Source organism: Halomonas sp. YLB-10, assembly GCF_003856855.1.
GTDB classification, from domain to species: Bacteria; Pseudomonadota; Gammaproteobacteria; order Pseudomonadales; family Halomonadaceae; genus Halomonas; species Halomonas litopenaei.
The window spans coordinates 408,664-427,855 of sequence record NZ_RRCU01000004.1 but is presented as its reverse complement, the minus strand read 5'-3'; the positions used below and the strand labels follow the sequence as shown (position 1 = coordinate 427,855).

Annotated in this window: 17 protein-coding genes and 2 pseudogenes; 3 read left to right on the top strand and 16 right to left on the bottom strand. The window is 52.3% G+C overall.

The genetic code is table 11. The annotated features are described in order from the left end of the window. Positions 1 to 184: 184 nt before the first annotated feature. The 4 genes from EBB56_RS11795 to EBB56_RS11780 form a co-directional block, all read right to left on the bottom strand. Positions 185 to 1,195 (bottom strand): hypothetical protein, encoded by a 1,011-nt coding sequence (locus tag EBB56_RS11795; RefSeq protein ID WP_124804441.1) that lies wholly within the window; start codon positions 1,193 to 1,195, stop codon positions 185 to 187. 1,275 nt (positions 1,196 to 2,470) lie between these two features. Next, positions 2,471 to 2,875 (bottom strand): IS30 family transposase, encoded by a 405-nt coding sequence (locus tag EBB56_RS22355; RefSeq protein WP_185696426.1) that lies wholly within the window; start codon positions 2,873 to 2,875, stop codon positions 2,471 to 2,473. A 36-nt stretch (positions 2,876 to 2,911) separates the two neighbouring features. Then, positions 2,912 to 4,168, bottom strand: a complete 1,257-nt coding sequence (locus EBB56_RS11785; protein ID WP_124804440.1) for an ISL3 family transposase — start codon at positions 4,166 to 4,168, stop codon at positions 2,912 to 2,914. A 217-nt stretch (positions 4,169 to 4,385) separates the two neighbouring features. Beyond that, a complete protein-coding gene (locus EBB56_RS11780) occupies positions 4,386 to 4,871 on the bottom strand; it encodes a helix-turn-helix domain-containing protein (protein ID WP_124804439.1) in 486 nt (161 codons plus the stop codon). A gap of 148 nt (positions 4,872 to 5,019) precedes the next feature. Between EBB56_RS11780 and EBB56_RS22350 the strand changes: the two genes are divergently transcribed. Next, a complete protein-coding gene (locus tag EBB56_RS22350; RefSeq protein WP_409360206.1) occupies positions 5,020 to 5,190 on the top strand; it encodes an IS3 family transposase in 171 nt (56 codons plus the stop codon). Positions 5,191 to 5,521: 331 nt separating this feature from the next. Here EBB56_RS22350 and pseI read toward each other — a convergent pair whose 3' ends face one another. The 11 genes and pseudogenes from pseI to EBB56_RS11725 all read right to left on the bottom strand — a co-directional run bounded on the left by pseI (position 5,522) and on the right by EBB56_RS11725 (position 16,433). After that, the gene (gene pseI / locus EBB56_RS11775) at positions 5,522 to 6,571 is read right to left on the bottom strand and encodes a pseudaminic acid synthase (protein ID WP_221621166.1); all 1,050 of its coding nucleotides are present in this window, start codon (positions 6,569 to 6,571) and stop codon (positions 5,522 to 5,524) included. Then, the gene (locus EBB56_RS22345) at positions 6,558 to 7,217 is read right to left on the bottom strand and encodes a formyltransferase family protein (RefSeq protein WP_124804438.1); all 660 of its coding nucleotides are present in this window, start codon (positions 7,215 to 7,217) and stop codon (positions 6,558 to 6,560) included. The genes pseI and EBB56_RS22345 overlap by 14 nt, the downstream gene beginning before the upstream one ends. 3 nt (positions 7,218 to 7,220) lie before the next feature. After that, positions 7,221 to 8,363 carry a UDP-2,4-diacetamido-2,4,6-trideoxy-beta-L-altropyranose hydrolase gene (gene pseG / locus EBB56_RS11765; protein ID WP_124804437.1) on the bottom strand — a complete coding sequence of 381 codons (1,143 nt, stop codon included), beginning with the start codon at positions 8,361 to 8,363 and terminating at the stop codon, positions 7,221 to 7,223. Beyond that, entirely contained in the window at positions 8,360 to 9,064 is a 705-nt protein-coding gene (gene pseF / locus EBB56_RS11760; RefSeq protein ID WP_124804436.1) for a pseudaminic acid cytidylyltransferase, read from the bottom strand. The genes pseG and pseF overlap by 4 nt, the downstream gene beginning before the upstream one ends. Positions 9,065 to 9,069: 5 nt before the next feature. Next, the gene (gene pseC / locus EBB56_RS11755) at positions 9,070 to 10,233 is read right to left on the bottom strand and encodes a UDP-4-amino-4,6-dideoxy-N-acetyl-beta-L-altrosamine transaminase (RefSeq protein ID WP_124804435.1); all 1,164 of its coding nucleotides are present in this window, start codon (positions 10,231 to 10,233) and stop codon (positions 9,070 to 9,072) included. Then, entirely contained in the window at positions 10,233 to 11,231 is a 999-nt protein-coding gene (gene pseB / locus EBB56_RS11750) for a UDP-N-acetylglucosamine 4,6-dehydratase (inverting) (RefSeq protein ID WP_124804434.1), read from the bottom strand. The genes pseC and pseB overlap by 1 nt, the downstream gene beginning before the upstream one ends. A 498-nt stretch (positions 11,232 to 11,729) precedes the next feature. Further along, positions 11,730 to 11,887: pseudogene (locus EBB56_RS11745) on the bottom strand (integrase core domain-containing protein); the annotation flags it as partial. Positions 11,888 to 11,937: 50 nt separating this feature from the next. Next, positions 11,938 to 12,468, bottom strand: a complete 531-nt coding sequence (locus EBB56_RS11740) for a transposase (RefSeq protein ID WP_185696425.1) — start codon at positions 12,466 to 12,468, stop codon at positions 11,938 to 11,940. Next, the gene (locus EBB56_RS11735) at positions 12,468 to 12,938 is read right to left on the bottom strand and encodes a transposase (protein WP_185696424.1); all 471 of its coding nucleotides are present in this window, start codon (positions 12,936 to 12,938) and stop codon (positions 12,468 to 12,470) included. The genes EBB56_RS11740 and EBB56_RS11735 overlap by 1 nt, the downstream gene beginning before the upstream one ends. Before the next feature lie 221 nt (positions 12,939 to 13,159). After that, positions 13,160 to 14,110 (bottom strand): annotated as a pseudogene (locus tag EBB56_RS11730) (IS3 family transposase); the annotation flags it as partial. Positions 14,111 to 15,206: 1,096 nt separating this feature from the next. Next, the gene (locus EBB56_RS11725) at positions 15,207 to 16,433 is read right to left on the bottom strand and encodes a hypothetical protein (RefSeq protein WP_124804431.1); all 1,227 of its coding nucleotides are present in this window, start codon (positions 16,431 to 16,433) and stop codon (positions 15,207 to 15,209) included. 247 nt (positions 16,434 to 16,680) lie between these two features. Here EBB56_RS11725 and EBB56_RS22165 point away from each other — a divergent pair, with 247 nt between their 5' ends. Together EBB56_RS22165 and EBB56_RS22160 are read left to right on the top strand one after the other, a co-directional pair. After that, positions 16,681 to 16,854 carry a helix-turn-helix domain-containing protein gene (locus EBB56_RS22165; protein ID WP_260425344.1) on the top strand — a complete coding sequence of 58 codons (174 nt, stop codon included), beginning with the start codon at positions 16,681 to 16,683 and terminating at the stop codon, positions 16,852 to 16,854. Between the two features lie 385 nt (positions 16,855 to 17,239). Next, complete coding sequence (locus tag EBB56_RS22160) at positions 17,240 to 17,407, top strand: hypothetical protein (protein WP_260425343.1); 168 nt, start codon at positions 17,240 to 17,242, stop codon at positions 17,405 to 17,407. Positions 17,408 to 17,723: 316 nt separating this feature from the next. Here the strand turns inward: EBB56_RS22160 and EBB56_RS11715 are convergent, their stop codons facing one another. After that, complete coding sequence (locus EBB56_RS11715; RefSeq protein WP_124804430.1) at positions 17,724 to 19,115, bottom strand: MBL fold metallo-hydrolase; 1,392 nt, start codon at positions 19,113 to 19,115, stop codon at positions 17,724 to 17,726. Between the last annotated feature and the right edge of the window lie 77 nt (positions 19,116 to 19,192).

Here is a 19,192-nt window from a genome sequence, read left to right as displayed (position 1 = left end):
AACAGCTGCTGAGGCTCCAACTAGCTTGGCAGTGGGGGCATCTTCCATAATAAGACTTCCGAGAAGTCGATTTGGCTATGGCCGAGTCGACGAGTAATTACCATTTAACGATGTAGGATGAGCAACACCGAGTTAACATGAGTTAACAAGCTTGCTTAAAGATTGATTTATTAACAACCAATTATCACATAATATCATTCAAAGACTCAATTATTTCGTAATCTTGATAGATTTTAACATCATACTTAGACATAAGTCTTCTCGCAACCTCTTCTCTCTCTTCCTCTCCAGCCATCATATAATAAAAGAACTTGCCGGAGACATTTAACTTTCTAATCAATGTGGAATCTGATACGACCACTTTTTCCGCTTTCAAGGCATTCACCCCATAACCAAAACGGACATTTCCTCCTATCTTTTCATACCTATAATAATCTCTTGGATGTTTTTGAACAATAATTTGAGAACTTGAATTACAATCTATATTTTCTATTTTCTTTGAAAACTCGTCATCTACCGTAGTATATATCAAAACATCAAAAGAAAACCCATCAGAGGATTGGAATATCGGCTCATAATCTGAACTTATCACAGCCCCCTTGAACATACACTTCTCGATTATTACTTTCTCCCAAAAATTATTCCATGCCAAAAGTTTTGTTTTAAATAGGCCGTTAGGTATTTTCGCATAATCTAAGTGTGACGAATGTATAACGCCGTGTTGAATCTCACAGCTATTAAGTAAATTTTGATAACGTTCAATTTGTGGAACTACACAATTAGAAAAATAGACCTCTCTATCTTTAAAAAAAAATCTAAGAATATAATTAAAAAAATAATCGCCAATAATAGCCTTAACTTGACGAGCGACGCTTTCATTGTCTACATGTTTAGGTCTTATCTTATAAAGAGAGCAGAGCAACCTACGGTAGTCCTTAAAAAAAACCAACCAAAAAGTCTTTCTAAAAATAAATCTAAAACATTCTATAAAAAAGGAGTCACCTCTAACTGTTTCTGACCTGACATACAAGTCAATATCAACACCTTTAAAGTGATAAGCTACAAATCTAAGCATATCTTGACGCCCCGTCACGAAAACTAAAGGCCTTCTTTTCCTAAAGGGAATCGATAAAAACCTCAAAAATGTGGCTAGATCACGATAGCTAAACGCTACCTTGGGAGAAAATGAAGTCACCTTTCGCTGCCTCCACTCGGGGCGAAAATACCCCCACACTGTTACGCCTCTAAATTTAATCTCCCAATGATCTCCCTCATCTTCATGAGGGTTATACCAGCACCCATTCATAGTATGCAGCCTTTGACTATCAGATAAGAGATGATTGCTATTACTCAATTGTTTTATAGCTCAACTAGGCCAATCGCGCGAGTAGAAAGGTTTTAATATAGACCAGCATCTACTTCGCCGACTAACACAGTCCGATTTTCCCCAAGAACCGTGGACGACACATTAAGGTAATTTGATCTCCCGGGAGTCCTCTAGACTTCGTCCGAAAAATCGATGAGCAAAGGTTAGACAAGGAAGTAGTCGGTAAGAAAGCGAAACTCACAAGACGCAAACGAGCATTATAAGCAAGTTTTTAACGCCTATTGCTTAGCGCATGCACTTGTCAGACAACCCCTAGTGTGGTTTTTTACAAGTTCATACAATTAGTCTGGCTTGTCGGTGTGTCGCTCAAGCGATGATACTATTCGACCCACCGACGCCACTATCTCTTCAGGGTTTCCGCCATTGGAAATGTCTTGACGTTCTCGTTATAGCCCGTCAGGTAGTGACGGTTGGAATCCGCCAAGTCCTTCACAGAGGTGTGATCCTGACGCTAGATCCATCTCTCGCTGATCATGTAAAGAATCGCTCCACGAGATTCAACCATGATGCTGACGCTGGCGTGAAATCAACATGATAGCACGGTCTATCCGCCAACCAAGCCTACACCTTATCAGTTTTGGGTGTCCCAAAGTTGCCCAAAATGAGGTGGACATCGAGATTAGCTGGCGCTGACCGCTCGATTGCATTGAGGAAATCAAGAAACTCCACACTTCGCTGCCGTGGCTTGAGGCGAGCAATGACTTCACCTGTCGTAATGTCCAGTGCCGCAAACAACGAATTCATACCCATGATCTTGCCCACCAACAGTGGACACCCCGTTAAGGCAGTACACCGAACGAGGTGACACCATGGCAAGGCAAGCAGCTTCGATAAAGGAGACCTGTACACTCTACTCCCAGGAATACAAGGCCAAGGCCCTCTCGCTTGCTATCAATGTCCGCATCAGTGCTGCCGCCCAAGAGTGTGGTCGCCAGTCCAGCCAGCTCTACCCGTGAAGGTCCAAGGCCCAGCCAGCGAAATACTTCGGCACGCGAACAAGCATTGGCCGAAGAGGGTGCCCGGCTAAGCGACAACTGGCCGAGAAGTCGGAAGAGCTTGAAATCGCAAAAAGCCGCCCTGTACTCAACCGATCAATGCAACAGTGGTTGATAAGACCTCAACAGGTGTCTTGTAGACCAGCGCCTTTATCGGGCTCTCGTTTAGCCGCATGGCCACCTGATCCAAGTCTTTCAGGGTGGACGTGAATAAAACCATGACTTTCGGATAGTACTGTCTCAACAGTCCATTGGTATTCTCATTAGCTCCTCTCTTCAATGGACTCTGAGGGTCGCAGAAGTAGACTTGGACAACGGTTGCAACGTTGAAGTACCTATGTGCTTCTAGCTCTGTACCTCGATTCAATGTCAGAGTTCTCTTCAAAGCATTAGATAGGCGCTTGGTCTCCCTTATCAAAGCAGCAACAAAACTGGTCGTGTCTTTGCCATCTACCTGAACCAAGATGGTGAAACGAGAATGGCGCTCGGCCAAGGTCGTGATATAGAAATTTTTGGGTTCTTCGTCACTTCATGTGGATTTGGCCTGATCGAGCAGGCGGCCCACCGGGCTGCCGATCAGGTAGATCATCGTGATGAAGTTGGCCTCGTTCCGGTAGCCACGTGCGCGTGACCGAGCCGCCTGGAACAGGCCGTTCATGCCTTCCAGTCGTGCGTTGGTCAGTCCCGAGATCCAGCGCCTGACCACTGCGTCAGCATGGCGCTCCAGCGTCGCCAAGGCCTTCCCCATCGGCTTCAGGAGAGGCTTCTCGGTGACCGCCGCCTTCATGACCTTGAGGTAGTTCGTGATACGCCACCGAGCCGCCCGTGGCGTCGGGGCCTTCTGGATCCAGCGCAGCTTCTCTTTGATCACCCAGGCATCGGCTGTGGCGCTCTGATCGGCCACCAGCTCTTGGAGCGCCGCCAGTTGCTTGGGCGTCAGGTTCTCGTTGTCCAGGCTTTTCAGCAGGGCCCAGCGCAGCGACTTGGGATGCCCCCGCTCCCGGCGTTCCTTCTTGCGCACCTCGTCCAGCCGCTTGGTGAAGGTCTGAACGATATGGAACCAGTCGACCGTGATGTCGGCCTTGGGAAGATGCTCGGCCACGCCGCTGAGGAAGGCTTGTGACATGTCGCACACGACCTCGACCACGTTGTCGGTGTCATCGCCATGCGCTGCCAGAAAGGCGCTGAAGGCCTTGATGGCGTCTTTGCCGTGGCCGGGGACGGCGAAGATCACCGGTTCCTGCTTGCGCTGCATATCGAGGAATACCGTGACGTAGCGATGACCGCGTCGGGAGGCGGTTTCATCGACGCCGACGGTGGCCACGCTGGCCAGGTCCAGCCCACCCAGCATGCGGCCGACGTAGTGATGCACGATGCGCCACAGGCGTTTGTCGGAGATCTCCAGTTGCCGGGAGACGGCCAGCACCGGCATCTCCTTGACCAACGACATAGCGGCTTGCTCGAACAGCAGGGTGAAGTCGCTGCCCGGCCGCGCCCAGGGCACTTCAATACGCTTGACGCCATGCTCGGGGCACTTGGTGCGAGGCACGCGAGCGTGCAGGTAGCAGTGGTGCTGAAAGAAGTTCAGGTGCCGCCAAGTCTTGTCGGAAAAGTCATGGGCCGGGCAGGCCTTGCCGCACTCCGGGCAGGGGTAGAGGCTGCCCCGCTCGGCCTCGACATAGAGGTCCAGGCGGTGGGGCGACACGGAGGTATTCAGGTGCTGGTCCTTGAGCATCCAGGGCGCTTCAAGGCCCAGGCCGAGGGTCAGAATCTGCGTGCCGTTCATGTCGTACCCCCTGTCCATGTGGAGGTCATATCCTGGCCCAGCTCTGGGGGCGAATTCCACACCCAGCGACGAAGAGCCAATTTTTGGCACCGGTGATCAAGTCGCCTTACCAGTGACCCAGAATCGCCCCGGTCTTCCGCCTCTGAAGGACACTCGCGTTATAAGAGACTGCACCCCGGCTCTGCTCGCGTGGCTGGCTTGCAGCATGGCTGGAGCGTCACTTCATGCGCTTGGGGCGCAGGTGCTGCATCAGTTCTTTCTTCAGCACGCCCCACGCTTGAATGTGCAGGCTACGGCAGATCGTCTCATGTGATACATACAGACGCCGTTCACTCGAAAAGCGGAGTTTCAGCCAACCCGAGATCTGCTCATGAGACCGCTGAAACGAGAGCTTTTCAGCCAAGAACTGTCGCAGCTCAAGAACAGTCAACAGATAACACATCTTAGGACGTTTTTGCCGATCCCATACAGCCTCATCGGCGATGCTTGCCGGGTATTGAGCTCGGCCACTGTAGCGGATGACCTCCCGGCTCCCTTTGGAAACAGAACGGTCCAACTGCTTGGCGATGCGCCGATAGGATAAACTAGGAGCGAGACCACGAGAGATCGTCTGTCTATCGGATACGGTCAGTTGCGACTGGACCGTGACCGAAGTCGGGGTGCGATACTTCCGTTGATGGACAGCACACGACATACTGAGCATGGGTCCTGGCAAAGCAGCCGACAAACTACCCGCCTGCAACTGCTTTTGGGCTTGCAGAGAGTCCTCCTCGCCATTCTCGCCTTGCCATGTCTGCCCCCATTAGGTGGCAGTGATCAGTTGAGCCTAAGGTAGTGGGTTCTACGCTTGGTTGCAAAAGCCATTGACAGAGCGGGCGATCGAGGACCAGAGATTCCTCGGGCTGATCCGCAACTACTACGCCGCCAGTAGTAGCGTCTATGGCTATTCGCAACTTTATGCCGGCCTCGAGGAAGCCGGCGAGAACTGTGGCAAGCATCGAGCGTCCCGGATCATGCGATAGAATCCAATCCATGCGTTATGCCGCTGCAAGGCACCGCGGCAAATAAGTAATGTCCCCGGGTTTCTGTATTCACTACGCGGCTAAGCCCGGGCGTGTTCAGATATTTGGGGACAGCAAATGGTGCCGAACCCAGACCAGTTGACTGATTACGGTCCGGATCGAATTCCTAGCTTACCTCATAATGATGGCAAACCGATTCTCTGTAGCAAGATTGGGGGAGTAGTGCTTTATGGCAACACCCTATTCTCGTGGACCAAACGTGACGTTTCGTCATTAAATCCTCCAATTTCTTCATCATTACATTCCTGCAGGCGCGTCATCGATTTTGCTACTAACCAGATATATCACTCTGGAGGACCGGAGTGTTTTTTCTTACACTTCTCGATAATTTCACCCCTATCAAGTTCATTAGATTTTTGGGTGCTGCTCCGTAGCCCGGCCGCACACTCTTAACCGAATCTTCAGTAATAACATCACCCTCCTTCATATCTTTAACAAAATATAACGACCGTCGAAACTTCACATTCCCTTGCTCACTTGATTTTCTCCCATAGTCAACCTTTCCAAGCGCCCGCCAAGCGACTTTGGTATCACGACAAAGCGCCGTAAGCTCAGTCGGCTCTAGTGAAAAGCTGTCATCGGGCCCTCCGCCATTTCGATCCAACGTAAAATGCTTTTCAATCAAATTGGCGCCGAGTGCCACACTGGCAATTGCAGTGGTGTTGTCGAGAGTATGATCGGAAAGCCCTGTGACTAGCCCAAAACGCCCCATCATATCGGGAATAGTGCGTAGATTATAGTCTTCGGACGGGGCCGGATAGCCACTGACACACTGGAGAATAGCCAACTGTTGGCACCCAGCACCGCGGGCGGCATCAACTGCCTCTTGAATCTCGTCACAGTCAGCCATCCCAGTAGATATAATCATTGGCTTGCCTGTTCTGGCCACATACTCGATCAGTGGCAGGTCAACGGCCTCAAAAGATGCAATCTTGTAAGCTGGCGCGCCCAAGTCTTCAAGCAAGTCCACAGCGGTAGTGTCGAAAGGGGAGCTGAAAATGGAAATCCCAAGTTTCCGAGCACGCTCGAACAGAGTCCGGTGCCACTCCCAAGGCGTATGAGCCCATTCATATAGCTCGTAGAGGGTACGCCCCTTCCAGAGTCCGTCGGTAATCTGAAAATCCGGTAAGTCGCTATTTAGCGTAATGGTATCAGGCCGGTAGGTCTGTAACTTAATGGCATCAGCACCTGCACGCTTAGCCTCTTCAATGATCTTGAGTGCTGTGTCAATACTGCCATTATGGTTAGCCGACAACTCAGCAATGATATACGGGGGCTGCTCCGGTCCGATTTCTCGGCCATCGATATTAATCGTCATCATGAGATGTTACCTTTTTAATTTCAATAGAGTATGTATGGCCATGTAGGCGAAAGAAAGCTGGATAGCGCTGCGGATCCATGAGACGTATAGTTGGAAATAACTCACACAGAGATTTTGTCGGGTCGACTTCACTATCCGCTGGCGTACGTTTACGATAGTACGTTGGCGTCTTGGTGGCTGGCTGGGGCTCCGGCTGGGCCCCGGCCCCGATAAGAGTCAGACCCTCGTCCATCAATTCCAGTTCTGTATCGAAAAGCAGACGATGAATTTCATCGTGCAAGGCGTGCGCAGGCACCGGAAAAGTCCGCTTAGCCCAAATGGCCCCCGTGTCCACGCCATCCTCGGCCTCAAGCAGGCTTACCGTGATAGACGCAGCGCCTTCAAGCAGTCTCCAGATATACGGACTCCACCCGCGGCCGTAGGGTAGGTCGCTAGCATGTAACACCAATGTATGCAAATAGTGGGCACGAGTAGCGGCATCGATAATTTGACTACAGGAGACGAGAAACAATACATCCCCTCCTGGGAGTTCATCCTTGGTGCGACACAACGTAATGGAGTGCCTGCCTTGATGGTGTGCCCGCCAACTTTCCAACCACGCGTTAACAGGGTGCTCAGGGCTAGAACATAACAACGTGATCTGCATGGATCATCCGCCACTCAACAAATAATTAACTATTGACCAAACGCCTTGTCCCTCAGTAAGGCTGGCGGCGCGCTCTGTCATAACACGAAGTTGAAGTGGGTTGGCACTTACTTCCGCCACTACACGCTCAAGCTGGTTCTCCCAATTAGAACTTTCAATACTTCCAATATTTATCGCAGCCTGAGCCGCATGCAGATGCTGTGCAATCGCTGTTTGATTATCAGCCAGGACCAGCATCACGGTGGGCAGTCCTAGACAACAGCGTTCCCAAGAAGTACTACCCGCCGCACCGATAGCCAGGTCAGACTCGGTCATACGTCGGGCCATGTCGTCAACGTCAACTACAACCTTTGTTGGATTCCGCATTTTTTGTGCCTGGTAGCGTACGGCGTCAAGCCAAGGTGCGGTAGACCCCATTATTACGGTAATTTCAAGATCGTTTGGCAATCTGCAACGGTTTAATACATACAAAACTTGGCTGGTGATGTTATCAGTGTCAACTCCGCCCATTGTGATCAGTAGGCGCTGAAGCCGCACGTTTTGGCGACGAGCCAGGCTTGCGTTACGCCATTCCGAAAATTCAGGCCGCAACAAGGCGTGGGTGGGCCCTAATTGCAAATGACAAGACTTCTGTACCAAGTCGGCATAATCAGCGGCACAGCGCCCTAGATTCTGATCGAGCAACATTTCTGCACAATGCGATCGGTCTGCCAGATCATCAATCACCATTACCCGGCAGCCAGGGGCAGCGACAATCTCTTCCCAACGCGCGTCGAGTGCATAATGGTCCACAACCAACCAATCCGGTCGCAGGCAGGCCAACACCCTAGAGCTTTGTTCGGCATCGACCTCCCACGGCACGCCCAGCCAACACGCATGCGCAGGAACATTCGCCCCATCAGTGCCGAAGCGTTTCCCTTGAACAAGCGCCTCATCTAAAGGTAGTTGGTGCACTGTGTGGCCATGAGACTCGATCCGCTCAATCAAGTGGCCGTCATGGGGACGACATAGAAAGTGACAGACAACCCCTTGGTCGGAGAGTGTATCCGCCAAGGTCAAACAGCGCATCACATGGCCCGTACCAATCTGGCGCGAGGCATCAGCGCGAAAAGCAATTACTGGCACTGTCTGTAGAGTTACTGTCATGCCTCCTCCGCCAACATTGCGCGGAATAGCCACTCAGCACGATCCCAATCTTCCGGGGTATCGATATCTTGCACACGATGTCTCGGCAGAAGCAACGGCCGAGCCCTTTCAGAAAAGATCGGCGTGCCAGCGCACCAGGCGGCTGCACGGCCCCAGTAAAACTGGCCCGCGTCGTGGTACGCTTCCTCCAAGTCCTGAGAACGTGAGTGGAAATGTTCTGGCTGGAACATAGCCACGTAGCCATCCTTATCTATTTTCAACGCGCGCTGAACCGGAAAGGCGTAACTGGTTACAGAGAAGACATAGTCGGCGTCTTCTCTTTTCAGTTCCATGATCCCCCTACGCAAGTCCATTGCTCTCACAAACGGCGCAGTGGCGTAAAGGCAACACACAGCCTCTGGCCTCACCCCTTCCTCTTCGCCCAACCAGTCAATTGCATGAGCAATGACTGGGATAGTGCCGCTGTGATCGTCGGAGAGAGCCGCAGGCCGCCGAAATGGGGTTTCAGCACCACAGTCTACGGCCACTTCTGCAATCTCATCGTCATCAGTGGACACAATCACTCGATCGAAGCATCCGCTCTTGAGGGCAGCCTGAATTGACCAGGCAATCATAGGCTTTCCTGCGAACTCACGAATGTTCTTTCGCGGAATACGTTTGCTGCCGCCACGAGCGGGAAGTACGGCTATGCACTGCGTCATATGACTTAAGCCTCCTCAAGGGCCCGCCGCAAAGCCTCGACCACCTCATCCTGCTGGGCTTCTGTCATCGTCGGGTACAGGGGCAAACTAATGGCTTCGGCGTAATAGCGCTCAGCTTCCGGAAAGTCACCTGACTTAAAGCCTAGTCCCTGATAATAGGGCTGGGTGTGCACCGGGATATAATGGATATTAACCCCTATACCCAGCGCCCGCATCGTCTCAAAAACCTGCCGTTGACTCTTGTTGATCGACGCGAGATCGAGTCGTATGACATAGAGATGGCGCCCAGAATAGCTGTCAGGGTGCTGCCAGGGGGTGGTCAGAGGTAGTGCAGAAAGCAATCGGTCATAACGAACCGCTAGTGAATGCCGTGCCGCCACATAGGAATCCAGTCGCTCTAACTGTGTCACTCCTAGAGCCGCCTGTAATTCCGTCATCCTATAGTTAAAGCCTAAGTCGACTTGCTGATAGTACCAAGGACCATCGGCTTCATGCGTCATCAGTTCAGGATCACGTGTCACCCCATGGCTACGCAGAAGGCTCATTCGCTCCGCAAGTTCCTCATTATTTGTCAGAGCCATCCCGCCTTCAGCAGTAGTGATAATCTTGACCGGGTGGAAACTGAATACCGTAATATCGCTGTACCGGCAGTTTCCTATTGCCTCATCTTTATATCTACCGCCAACGGCATGCGATGCATCCTCAACTACTTTGAACCCGTATCTTTGGCTGAGGCTATAGATAGCTTTCATGTCACATGGCTGCCCGCATAAATGAACAGCCACAACGACTTTCGGAAGGCAGCCGGAAAGCTCTGCTTTTTGCAATTTTTTTTCTAGAGCCATTGGGCAAATATTATACGTCTCAGGATCAATATCTACAAAATCCACCCTAGCGTTACAATATAGACCACAATTTGCCGATGCGACGAAAGTGATCGGAGAGGTCCAAAGCCAATCGCCTTCTCCCAGCCCCAATGACACACATGCAACATGCAAGGCAGAAGTAGCACTATTCACAGCCAAGGCATAGCGGGCACCAACTTTTTCCGAGAGCAAATTTTCAAACTTTACGACCATAGGCCCTTGAGTCAAGAAATCTGATTGCAGTACTTCGAGCACTGCATCTATATCATCCTGCCGGATATCTTGGCGCCCGTACGGTATCATCAAATTGCTCCGATTTTTTCCCAATTTTTGTTAATCCAAGACTGAAGTTCTTCCTCAGACATCCACTCTTTATTATTGTCACTTGCATACACAAATCCCTCAGGGACTCGCTTTCCATCTTTTATACGGTTCGCATCCTTGTCCCAACTATTAATAGCCGGAAGAATTTTATAATGCTCGGGGTATTCATATGTATAATAAGCATCCTCCGCACCAATCATTTGTTCATGCATTTTCTCCCCAGGCCGAATACCCACCACTTTTTGCTTGGCATCCGGGGCAACAACTCGCGCTAGATCGGTAACTCTCATTGAGGGGATTTTCTTGACATAGATTTCACCACCTTCCATATCATCAAACGCGTGCCAGACCAGCTCCACCCCCTGTTCGAGCGAAATCATAAACCTAGTCATGCGCTCGTCGGTGATCGGCAACTCCCCCTTATCCCTAATCGACATAAAGAAAGGAATCACAGACCCCCGCGACCCCATTACGTTTCCATACCTGACCACCGCAAAGCGGGTACTATGTCCACCAGCGTATGAATTTCCTGCCACAAACAACTTATCTGACGTTAGTTTAGTCGCACCATAGAGATTAATTGGGCTACTTGCCTTATCTGTAGATAGTGCTACCACCTTTTTCACGCCCTTATCGATACAGGCATCAATCAGATTCATTGCCCCTTGGACATTCGTTTTCACACATTCAAATGGATTGTACTCAGCCGTGGGTACAATCTTGGTCGCGGCAGCATGCACTACATAGTCGACACCATCTAGTGCACGATAAACACGATCTCTATCTCTCACATCCCCAATAAAGAAACGCACCCTTGGGTCACCTTCGAACTTCTTTGCCATCTCCCATTGCTTCATCTCATCGCGAGAAAAGATAATCACTCGTTTCGGGTTATAGCGCTCTAGCAGCATAGGAATAAAAGTGTGACCGAACGAGCCGGTGCCGCCTGTGATAAGAACAGATGCTTCGTCAAACATGCTTTTTCCTTAGATCAAAGTCTATTTAAAAGAATAGATTAAAAGTTCACCCTAGGTGATTGATGAAAAAATAAAATTCAATCCACATGCACCCAGAAGACACAAGTTATATTACAATGTACATTATATTTTATTCCCATACCTAACTTATCAACAATATTATTAGCCATTGTGTCCGATTTATTTGCGCTTTTTAACATTCTATAGATACTACCTTTGGCAGCGTTAGATAGCCAAGGCATTTTCTGCCGCGGGCATATGTCTTGCTTGCCACTTTACAATGTCGGTATCGGTGACTTAGCTCGTAAACCTGAATTCAAGCAATAAGTCCGCCTCAGTCGTCTTCGCGTTGAATGGGTCTTCTGCGTAAGAGAGGACGGATGCAGCTTCTGAGTGCAACCGCTCTGTCCGTGTCGAGCTGAGCGGCCAGCGTGTTCTGGTCAAGTCAGAGCGGACAAATTTTCAAACCGCAACTGCCAATTCAATCTCCCTCGGCGTCTAGTAGCCCAAGGTTGAGTGGAGCCGGCAGCTGTTGTACTCCATCTCGATGTATTCGATCACGTCCCTGCGTGCGGCCTGTCGGCTCCAGTTATCGCTGGCCAGCCAGCCAGCCACTCGCTTTTCAGTGAGTCGAAGAAGCGCTCCATGACAGAATTGACCCTCCTATGTTAAGGCGCGGCGCCGGCGGCCTGTAAATCCTTGATGATCAGAGGATAGAGTTCGCGCACAATGTAACGCTAAAGACAGCGGAGGGTCTCTTTGGTAAACGACTCTCATGCGTGCGCCGCTCGACGTAGGCGCGCGTACGCACCATAGCAATCGTCCAGAGCGCGTTATTCGCTTGGCGATCGCCGTCGCGGTTGAGCCGATGGCGGATGACCTTGCCCGAAGAGGCCTCAAGGGGGCCTACGCCACAGAGCGCGGCAGGGGCTGCATCATTGCGAAGACGTTCGGGATTGTCACCTGCGGTCGCCAGTAGTGTCGCTGCTGGTGCGCCGACACCAAAGCTGGCGACCAAGATCGGAGCGGCTTGGCGCGTGAGCCGCTCCAGTGAGGCATCTAACTCACGACGCTCCTCGGTCAGCGCCCACCAGCGCCGGGCGAGTAGCCGCAGGGTCGATTCCAGGGTCTGGAGCAGTATTGAATCCTCCTCTCTCTCCAGTTCCAGGCAGGCTGTCACACACGCCACCGCTTTTGGCTTAAGCAGCTGCTCGCGCAATACCTGCGGGGCGCTCACTAACAGGCTGCGAACTGGTTGAGCGCCTGCGTTCGCGCCTTCACCGCTCTACGGCGGGCGACAGTAAGTACGCGCATCCCCTCGACGGCGCCGGACTGGGCCTTCGAAAGTGCACAGGCCTCGCCAGAGAGCGCGGCACGGGCGGCGCTCTCGGCGTCAGTGGGAACATTTTTACCACGGCGGCGCCGGCGAGCGCGATCCGGTCGATTAACTTCAAGCACCTTGATGCCCGCCTCCTGAAGATGACGAGTAAGCCCCGCGCCATAGGTTTCGGTGCCCTCAACCCCGGCACGCAAGAGGAAGCCGTATGAGCATGCCCATTCAAGGAGATCCTGGTAACCCTTAGTACAGGTTTCGATTGAGCGGGTGCCGAGCACACGTCCCACTGGATCGACGATGACACCGACATGCACGTCCAGATGCGTGTCGACCCCTAATACCACCTCAATCAGTGCCTCTACCTGCGCCATTGTCACTTCCCCCTTATGTTCAGCCAACATGTGCCACCAAACATGCCGAAGGACAGGACACTCACGGTGCAGGACAAGGCTCCTATTATGTCACAGACGGCAGGCCTGGCCGCGCCAGATGAGCACTAAGGCCGGGCCGACAGGTCAATGCCAAGGAATTGCGCCAATCCCAGCACGGGTCAGACCGAGCCCGCATGCTCAATAAAGAAATTAGCCTGAGTGTCCCAGCAGTTCCACTTGCGGCTCATCGAGGCCTGGAACCCGTGCCGATCCAGCGCGGATCGGTAGTTATGTGACGCGTATTGTCTGCCGCGGTCGCTGTGATCTATCAGCCCTTTCTCGGGCTGCCGGCGTCCCACGGCCATCTCCAGTGCGTCCAGTACCAACTGCGTGCGCATGTGATCCGCCATTGCCCAGCCCACCAGCTGCCGTTCGTGGAGGACGAGCACCGCCGCCAAATAGAGCCAGTCCTCAAGCGTCCAGATCGCCGTGATATCGGCCCACCCATGCCTGGTTCGGTGTCGCCACCGAGAACTGGCGGTTAAGCAGGTTGGGCGCTACCGGCAGGCTGTGCTCGCTGTCGGTGGTATGACGCCAGCGGCGCCGCTGCTTTGCCTCTACGCCGGCTTCCTGCATCAGACTACGGGCCTGGTAACGGCCGACCTCGTAGCCGCGGCGTCGCAGCTCTTCGGCCATGCGGCGGCTGCCGTAGCTGCCGCGCTTCCGGCGATGGATCTCTCTGACCTCGCGGAGCAGGGCCTGACGAAGGTCATCAGGGTCATGCTGCGGCCAGGCATAGAAACCACTCCGGCTGACCTGCATGACCCGACACAACACGGCCACGGGCTAGGTGGCCTTCTCCGACTCGATGAACTGGTATCTCAGCTCGACTCTTTGGCGAAGAAGGCCGCCTTTTCCAAAATATCCTTTTCAACCTGAAGCTTACGAACTTCTTCGCGGAACTTCTTGATCTCGGCGTCGCGATCGTCTTCCTGCTGCTCCGGGGTGCTGGAGACTTGCTGACGGTGCTTGCGGCACTAGCGGTCCATCAGGCTACGGTCAACCCCCAGGCGCCGGGCAGCCTCGGATACGGAATACCCCTGCTCGGTCACAAGCCTCACCGCGTCCGCCTCGAATTCATCGGAATTCCGAAGTCGAGTCTTCTTGGTCATGAACACCTCCAGTGCCTCCAGTATGAGGCTTATCGGGGCGTCCCGCTCCAATTGGTCCACTTCAATGTGGTGCGCCAGTGACGTGAAGGCACACTGCGGGAAGCGCTCTGCCGGCGCTGCTATCCGCAATTGTGATGTGTACATGCACAAATGTTCTTGTGCACCTGCCATGATTCCCTCATGTGGCTCTGATGATTGGTCGCCCCTTCCCTCAACTGAGTCCAGTCGAACCGGTTCCCAGCCTTCGTCAGTACTATGAGCGACTCCGACTCCCGTCTTCCCATCCGGCTGGCTCCTTGTGGTTGCCTGACCGTACCCCATGAGTGCCAGCGCTTCGCTCCCAGCACCATCAGGCAGGATAGCATTGGGCCTGGAGCTTTCGGGACAGGCAGCCCCCGCCTGTTCTCTCATCCATGGGGGAGAATGACGGGCCTCCCAGGTTCCTGGGAAACCCTTATGCGGACATGCACTGCTCTCTGACACAGGTGACCTTTCCCGCAAAGCCAATTGAGCGGGTCAATGTTGCCTTCCGGGGCGGCAAGACTGTCGGCGGTCACATAAACATTAATTTCGGTGCTCTATCACACGGCCTATTCGCTCGCTGTCTACGCTTCGCAGCGGCGGTTGCCCGACGCCAAGCAAGACTCGCTACCGGCTGGTGGCTAGCCTTGGCCGGGTGGCACTCTCACCCACTGGGTTTCAATTCACCCTTTCCACCACGCCGGAGCAGTAGGTTTCCCGGGTGACCAGGCTTCGCCTGACGCACTGCTGCACTTATTATATGAACACTGGATGACAGCTTCGAGGCCCACCCCGAGCGGTTGCTACGCGGACGTCCCAAGGTGGCGGTGCCACCGGACAGTGTCTCGATCAGTCCGGTACAGCCCGATGACGACGCCCCCCTTACAGGCTGGTAAACTTTCCAACGCGATCGGCGGCAGGCGATACCACGATAAAATCTACATTAAGATTTAACAATCGGTCCGAATCAGGTTGACAGGTTCCGAGGGCTGCACTCAATCCTCTAGTTGGTTCGGAAACTGTCATTCCACTCCACCACAATAAAATTAAGCTTAGCGCATCAACCAATTTATATCTAATAATCTTTTTGATTCTTATAATACAGTAGAAACTTTATAATTAGTACAACTGAGAACGCTGCGCATAGAGCCACGGGAACTCTTAAGGAATTACTCAAAAAAGAAAAAAAATAAGCAAACAAAGAGAACGCCACAACACCAGCCACATTACTGAAGATTATTTCCTTATCGCGAGACATTGCATAAAGCGCGTAATGAGGAACCATGCTTAATGAGTAAACAAATATTGAAACCAATAAAACGTATAGAACATCCAAATTCTCAGAGTACATATCATTTAGATAAGACAAAAACAAATTCGAAGCCAACACTAAAGTCACGCACAAAAAAGATGCCACGGTAAAAGTTTGCAGCAACAATGACCTAACAGAGGAATAAAAATCGTGCATGCGTGCCTCCTTAAACGAGGCTATGATTCTAGGGTAAAGATATACAAACACACCAGCTTCAAGAAATGACACTACAGAAACAGCCACTGCAGAAAAAAAGACATATACGGCTAAAATCTCTTCATCCGAAACAGCCTGAACCCAATACCGATCTATGGTAAAAATACCTCTTATAGCAAGATTAGCAATTAGCAGGGGAAGTGCAACCTTAATCCCTCTTCTAATCCAACCCCAGTCTACAGCCGCCTTGAGGTATCTCCAGTCAAATAACCTAAAATAAGAGAGCCCAAGAAAACACGCAAAAACAGAACCACAGACCCATGCGAACAAAATACTCTCAAGAGAACGAAACTGAGGCTGGCTCCACATAATTAGCGAGACAGCTAAAGCCCAGAAACCAGACCGAAAAAAAAGAATAAAGCTGGCAATTAGCTGCTTAGACACGGCGACGTAAAGTCTACTCAACTCTTGGCTTAAATGTTCTGAAACAACAAGTAAGCAAAACCACATTGCCAGCTCCCACGGCAACAACCCCGTTAAAAACACAATACTAAAAAAAGGCACCACTACTAAATAGGAAGAAAAGAAAAAAACACCTTGATCCCTTAGAAAACTTACCCATTTACTACTTTCATGACTAAGCAATTCACGTGTACTGAATGAATAAAAGTTAAAACCAATGCAATAAATCGAATAACTGACCGTAGCAGTAAACAACCCGTAAAGAGCTACGTCACGGGCCTCCAAAAATAACGCCAGAAAAAATATCAAAGAAAACTTCGACAACAAAGTCAGTGCACGCAGCCCTACATTCACTAGTCTATTTAGACTCATTCACCTTAAACCCATTCACAAAAGAGATAAAACAAGAACTCTGTCGCACTAGCATCGACGAAACACGCACGAACCAAAAATGCTGTGAAAAAGTTAGTACAAGGGACGAAAGATTAAAACTATAACAAAACCGAGGTGTAAATCCCCCTAGCTTTTTCATACACTAGGCGGCTAACGCTTGGCGTGGTCGGGGTGGACGGTCTCAATATACAAGTGCAACACGTGACCCATCAGGTACGGTTTGGCCATGAATCACTGCTATCGCCATCTCTCCGCAAAAAACCGAGGCGGCATCATTATGATGCGAGCAACTCATTCGATCCAGGCCATCTCCACTCATCTGGGTCGTGCCCCGACTACCGTGTCGCGAGAAATCGCTCGCCACACGGTCGATCTTCTAAAGGACTACAAGCCGACTTAGTGAGCTACCGGGGCCGGCTGACGCGACATCACCCACGTTAGCATCCCTTGCTGCGTGCCGACGGAAAGCTCTTCGAGGTGGTGGTCTACCTGCTGCGCAAGTGCTAGTCACCGGAACAGTTCGCCCGCACACTAAAGCACATGTCTCCCAACGATTCACGTCGTCAGGTCTCGCATAAGGCCACCTACAACGCGCTCTATGTAGGCTCCGTGGCAGCCCTAAGAAGGACCTCATCGCCAGCCTCCGACAGGGCATCGGCAAGGGTCGGTCACGCTGTCGTGGCAAGGATCGACACCAGTAGATCACCGAGTTGGTTAGCAGTCACATGCGGCCGCCTGAGATTGAAGACCGCCTAATGCCTGGCCACTAGGAGAGCGATCTCATCATGGGCGCGAACAATCGCTCCGACAACGGTACGCTGGTGGAGGACACCACGCGCTTAGTAATCTTGGCGAAAGTAGATTGCACCACGGCCACGGCGGCAGCCGGCGGCTTCAGCAACAAGGGCAATGAGGTGCCGCGCTGCATGCGTCTGTCCATGACCCACGACTAAGGCAGAGAGATGGTGAAGCATGACGAAATCTCGCATAAGGCCGGTACGGCGATTTACTTCGCTGACCGCATTGCCCATGACATCGGGCCTTAAACGAGAACACCAATGAGCTGTTGCGGCCGTACATGCCGAAGGGCAAGGACCTCTCCGTCTAGAGCCTGGAAGTACTCGACGAGATCGCCGACTCACCGCACACGCGACCGCACCAGACACTGGAGTAGCGCACGTCAATGGAGGTTTACGCCGAGGTGCTCAAGAAACGGGTCGCAAGCCTGAGCTCTCTGAAATACCATGCGCTTGGAACTTGAGACCGCCCTTAGGATTTACAGCCAAGCTCAATGTTTGCCACATACGCTTTTAGTGCTTCCAGCAACTTTCGCTGACTTTTACCAGCTCCATGAGCCAGTTGTACTTCAACAACCCGTGGGTAAGATCGTGAAACAAACTGAACCAAATCCCGTTGATCCGCATGCGCTGAAAACCCCGAAACACTCTTGACGTAGGCATTCACCGCCATGCGCTCTCCGTCGACAACGACTTCGCTTCCACGTTTCGCTCTCTGGATCTGCCTTCCTGGCGTGCCCTCAGCCTGGTATCCAACAAACAATACGGTGTGGCGAGGATCAGGAAGCAGTCGCTTGAGGTAGTTGACTACCCTGCCCCCGGTGGCCATGCCGCTAGCGGCGATGACGATGGCCCAGGTGTTGGTGGTGGCGAGGTGCTCGACCATGGCGAGGTGGTCGTCGTGGCTGTCTACGGTGACGAGGCCATCGAAGCTAAGGGGGTGGCGGCCCTGGTCGAGTCGCGCCTTGGCTTCGCTGTCCCACCAGGGCTTGAGGTCTCGGTATACTTCGGTGAAGCGGGCAGCCAGCGGTGAATCGACAATGATCAGGGGGCGCTCGCCTTTCTCTCCCTCCTGTCGCTCGTGCAGAAGGGTCTCGATTTCGTAAAGCAGCTCCTGGGTGCGGCCGATGCTGAAGGCTGGAATGACCACGCTACCGCCCTCGCGCTGTGCACGATAAATCATTTCCTTGAGCTGTGCGCGCCGCGTCCTGCGACCTTCATGCCTTCTATCGCCGTAGGTGCTCTCGAGCACCAGCACGTCTGCCCGCTCCAGTGGTGTGGGATCCGGCAACAGCGGAGTGTCGGGCGGCCCAAGGTCCCCCGAGAAGACGTAGCGATTATCCAGACTCGCGCGCTCGTCCTCAACATCAATTTCGACGTATGCTGAACCGAGTATATGCCCCGCGTTCTGTAGACGCACCTTGACCTTGCAACGCTCATCGTTCAGCAAGCTTTTCCAAGCGCCATAGGGACTTGGATCAAGATGCATTTGAACGGTATCAAGAAACCGCTCGATTAGCCTGCGGTCACGAGTAAAGCCGATTTTAAGGGCATCCTCGATCACCAGCGGCAGCAGCCGCGCACTCGGCGGGGTACAGATGATGGGGCCCTTGAACCCTGCTGCCATCAGGTAGGGTAGGCGACCGATATGGTCGATATGGACGTGGGTCACCACCAGGGCGATGACGTCGTCGACCGGAAATTCGATCTGGTGTCGCTCGAAGCTGGACTGGCCCTTGAGGTCCTCTCCCTGAAATAGCCCGCAATCGATCAGGATGGCGTGATCAGGAGAAATCTGTAGCCGGTGGCAGCTTCCGGTGACGCCATCGGCGCCACCGTGGTGGATAATGGAAGGGTATTCCAATAGATCCTGCTCCTTGTTGCCTGAATTCGGGTACCAAGTCCCGATGCCAGCGGCCGGGCGCTTGGGAGCACGCGATT

Excerpts from the sequence above, each read along its gene's own strand:
- EBB56_RS11780 (WP_124804439.1), bottom strand. The coding sequence starts at position 4,871 with ATGCTCAGTATGTCGTGTGCTGTCCATCAACGGAAGTATCGCACCCCG.
- pseG (WP_124804437.1), bottom strand. The coding sequence starts at position 8,363 with ATGACAGTAACTCTACAGACAGTGCCAGTAATTGCTTTTCGCGCTGAT.
- pseI (WP_221621166.1), bottom strand. The coding sequence starts at position 6,571 with ATGATGACGATTAATATCGATGGCCGAGAAATCGGACCGGAGCAGCCC.
- EBB56_RS22345 (WP_124804438.1), bottom strand. The coding sequence starts at position 7,217 with ATGCAGATCACGTTGTTATGTTCTAGCCCTGAGCACCCTGTTAACGCG.
- pseF (WP_124804436.1), bottom strand. The coding sequence starts at position 9,064 with ATGACGCAGTGCATAGCCGTACTTCCCGCTCGTGGCGGCAGCAAACGT.
- EBB56_RS22165 (WP_260425344.1), top strand. The coding sequence starts at position 16,681 with ATGAATCACTGCTATCGCCATCTCTCCGCAAAAAACCGAGGCGGCATC.
- pseB (WP_124804434.1), bottom strand. The coding sequence starts at position 11,231 with ATGTTTGACGAAGCATCTGTTCTTATCACAGGCGGCACCGGCTCGTTC.
- EBB56_RS11785 (WP_124804440.1), bottom strand. The coding sequence starts at position 4,168 with ATGAACGGCACGCAGATTCTGACCCTCGGCCTGGGCCTTGAAGCGCCC.
- pseC (WP_124804435.1), bottom strand. The coding sequence starts at position 10,233 with ATGATACCGTACGGGCGCCAAGATATCCGGCAGGATGATATAGATGCA.
- EBB56_RS11735 (WP_185696424.1), bottom strand. The coding sequence starts at position 12,938 with ATGGCGCAGGTAGAGGCACTGATTGAGGTGGTATTAGGGGTCGACACG.
- EBB56_RS11725 (WP_124804431.1), bottom strand. The coding sequence starts at position 16,433 with ATGAGTCTAAATAGACTAGTGAATGTAGGGCTGCGTGCACTGACTTTG.
- EBB56_RS22160 (WP_260425343.1), top strand. The coding sequence starts at position 17,240 with ATGGGCGCGAACAATCGCTCCGACAACGGTACGCTGGTGGAGGACACC.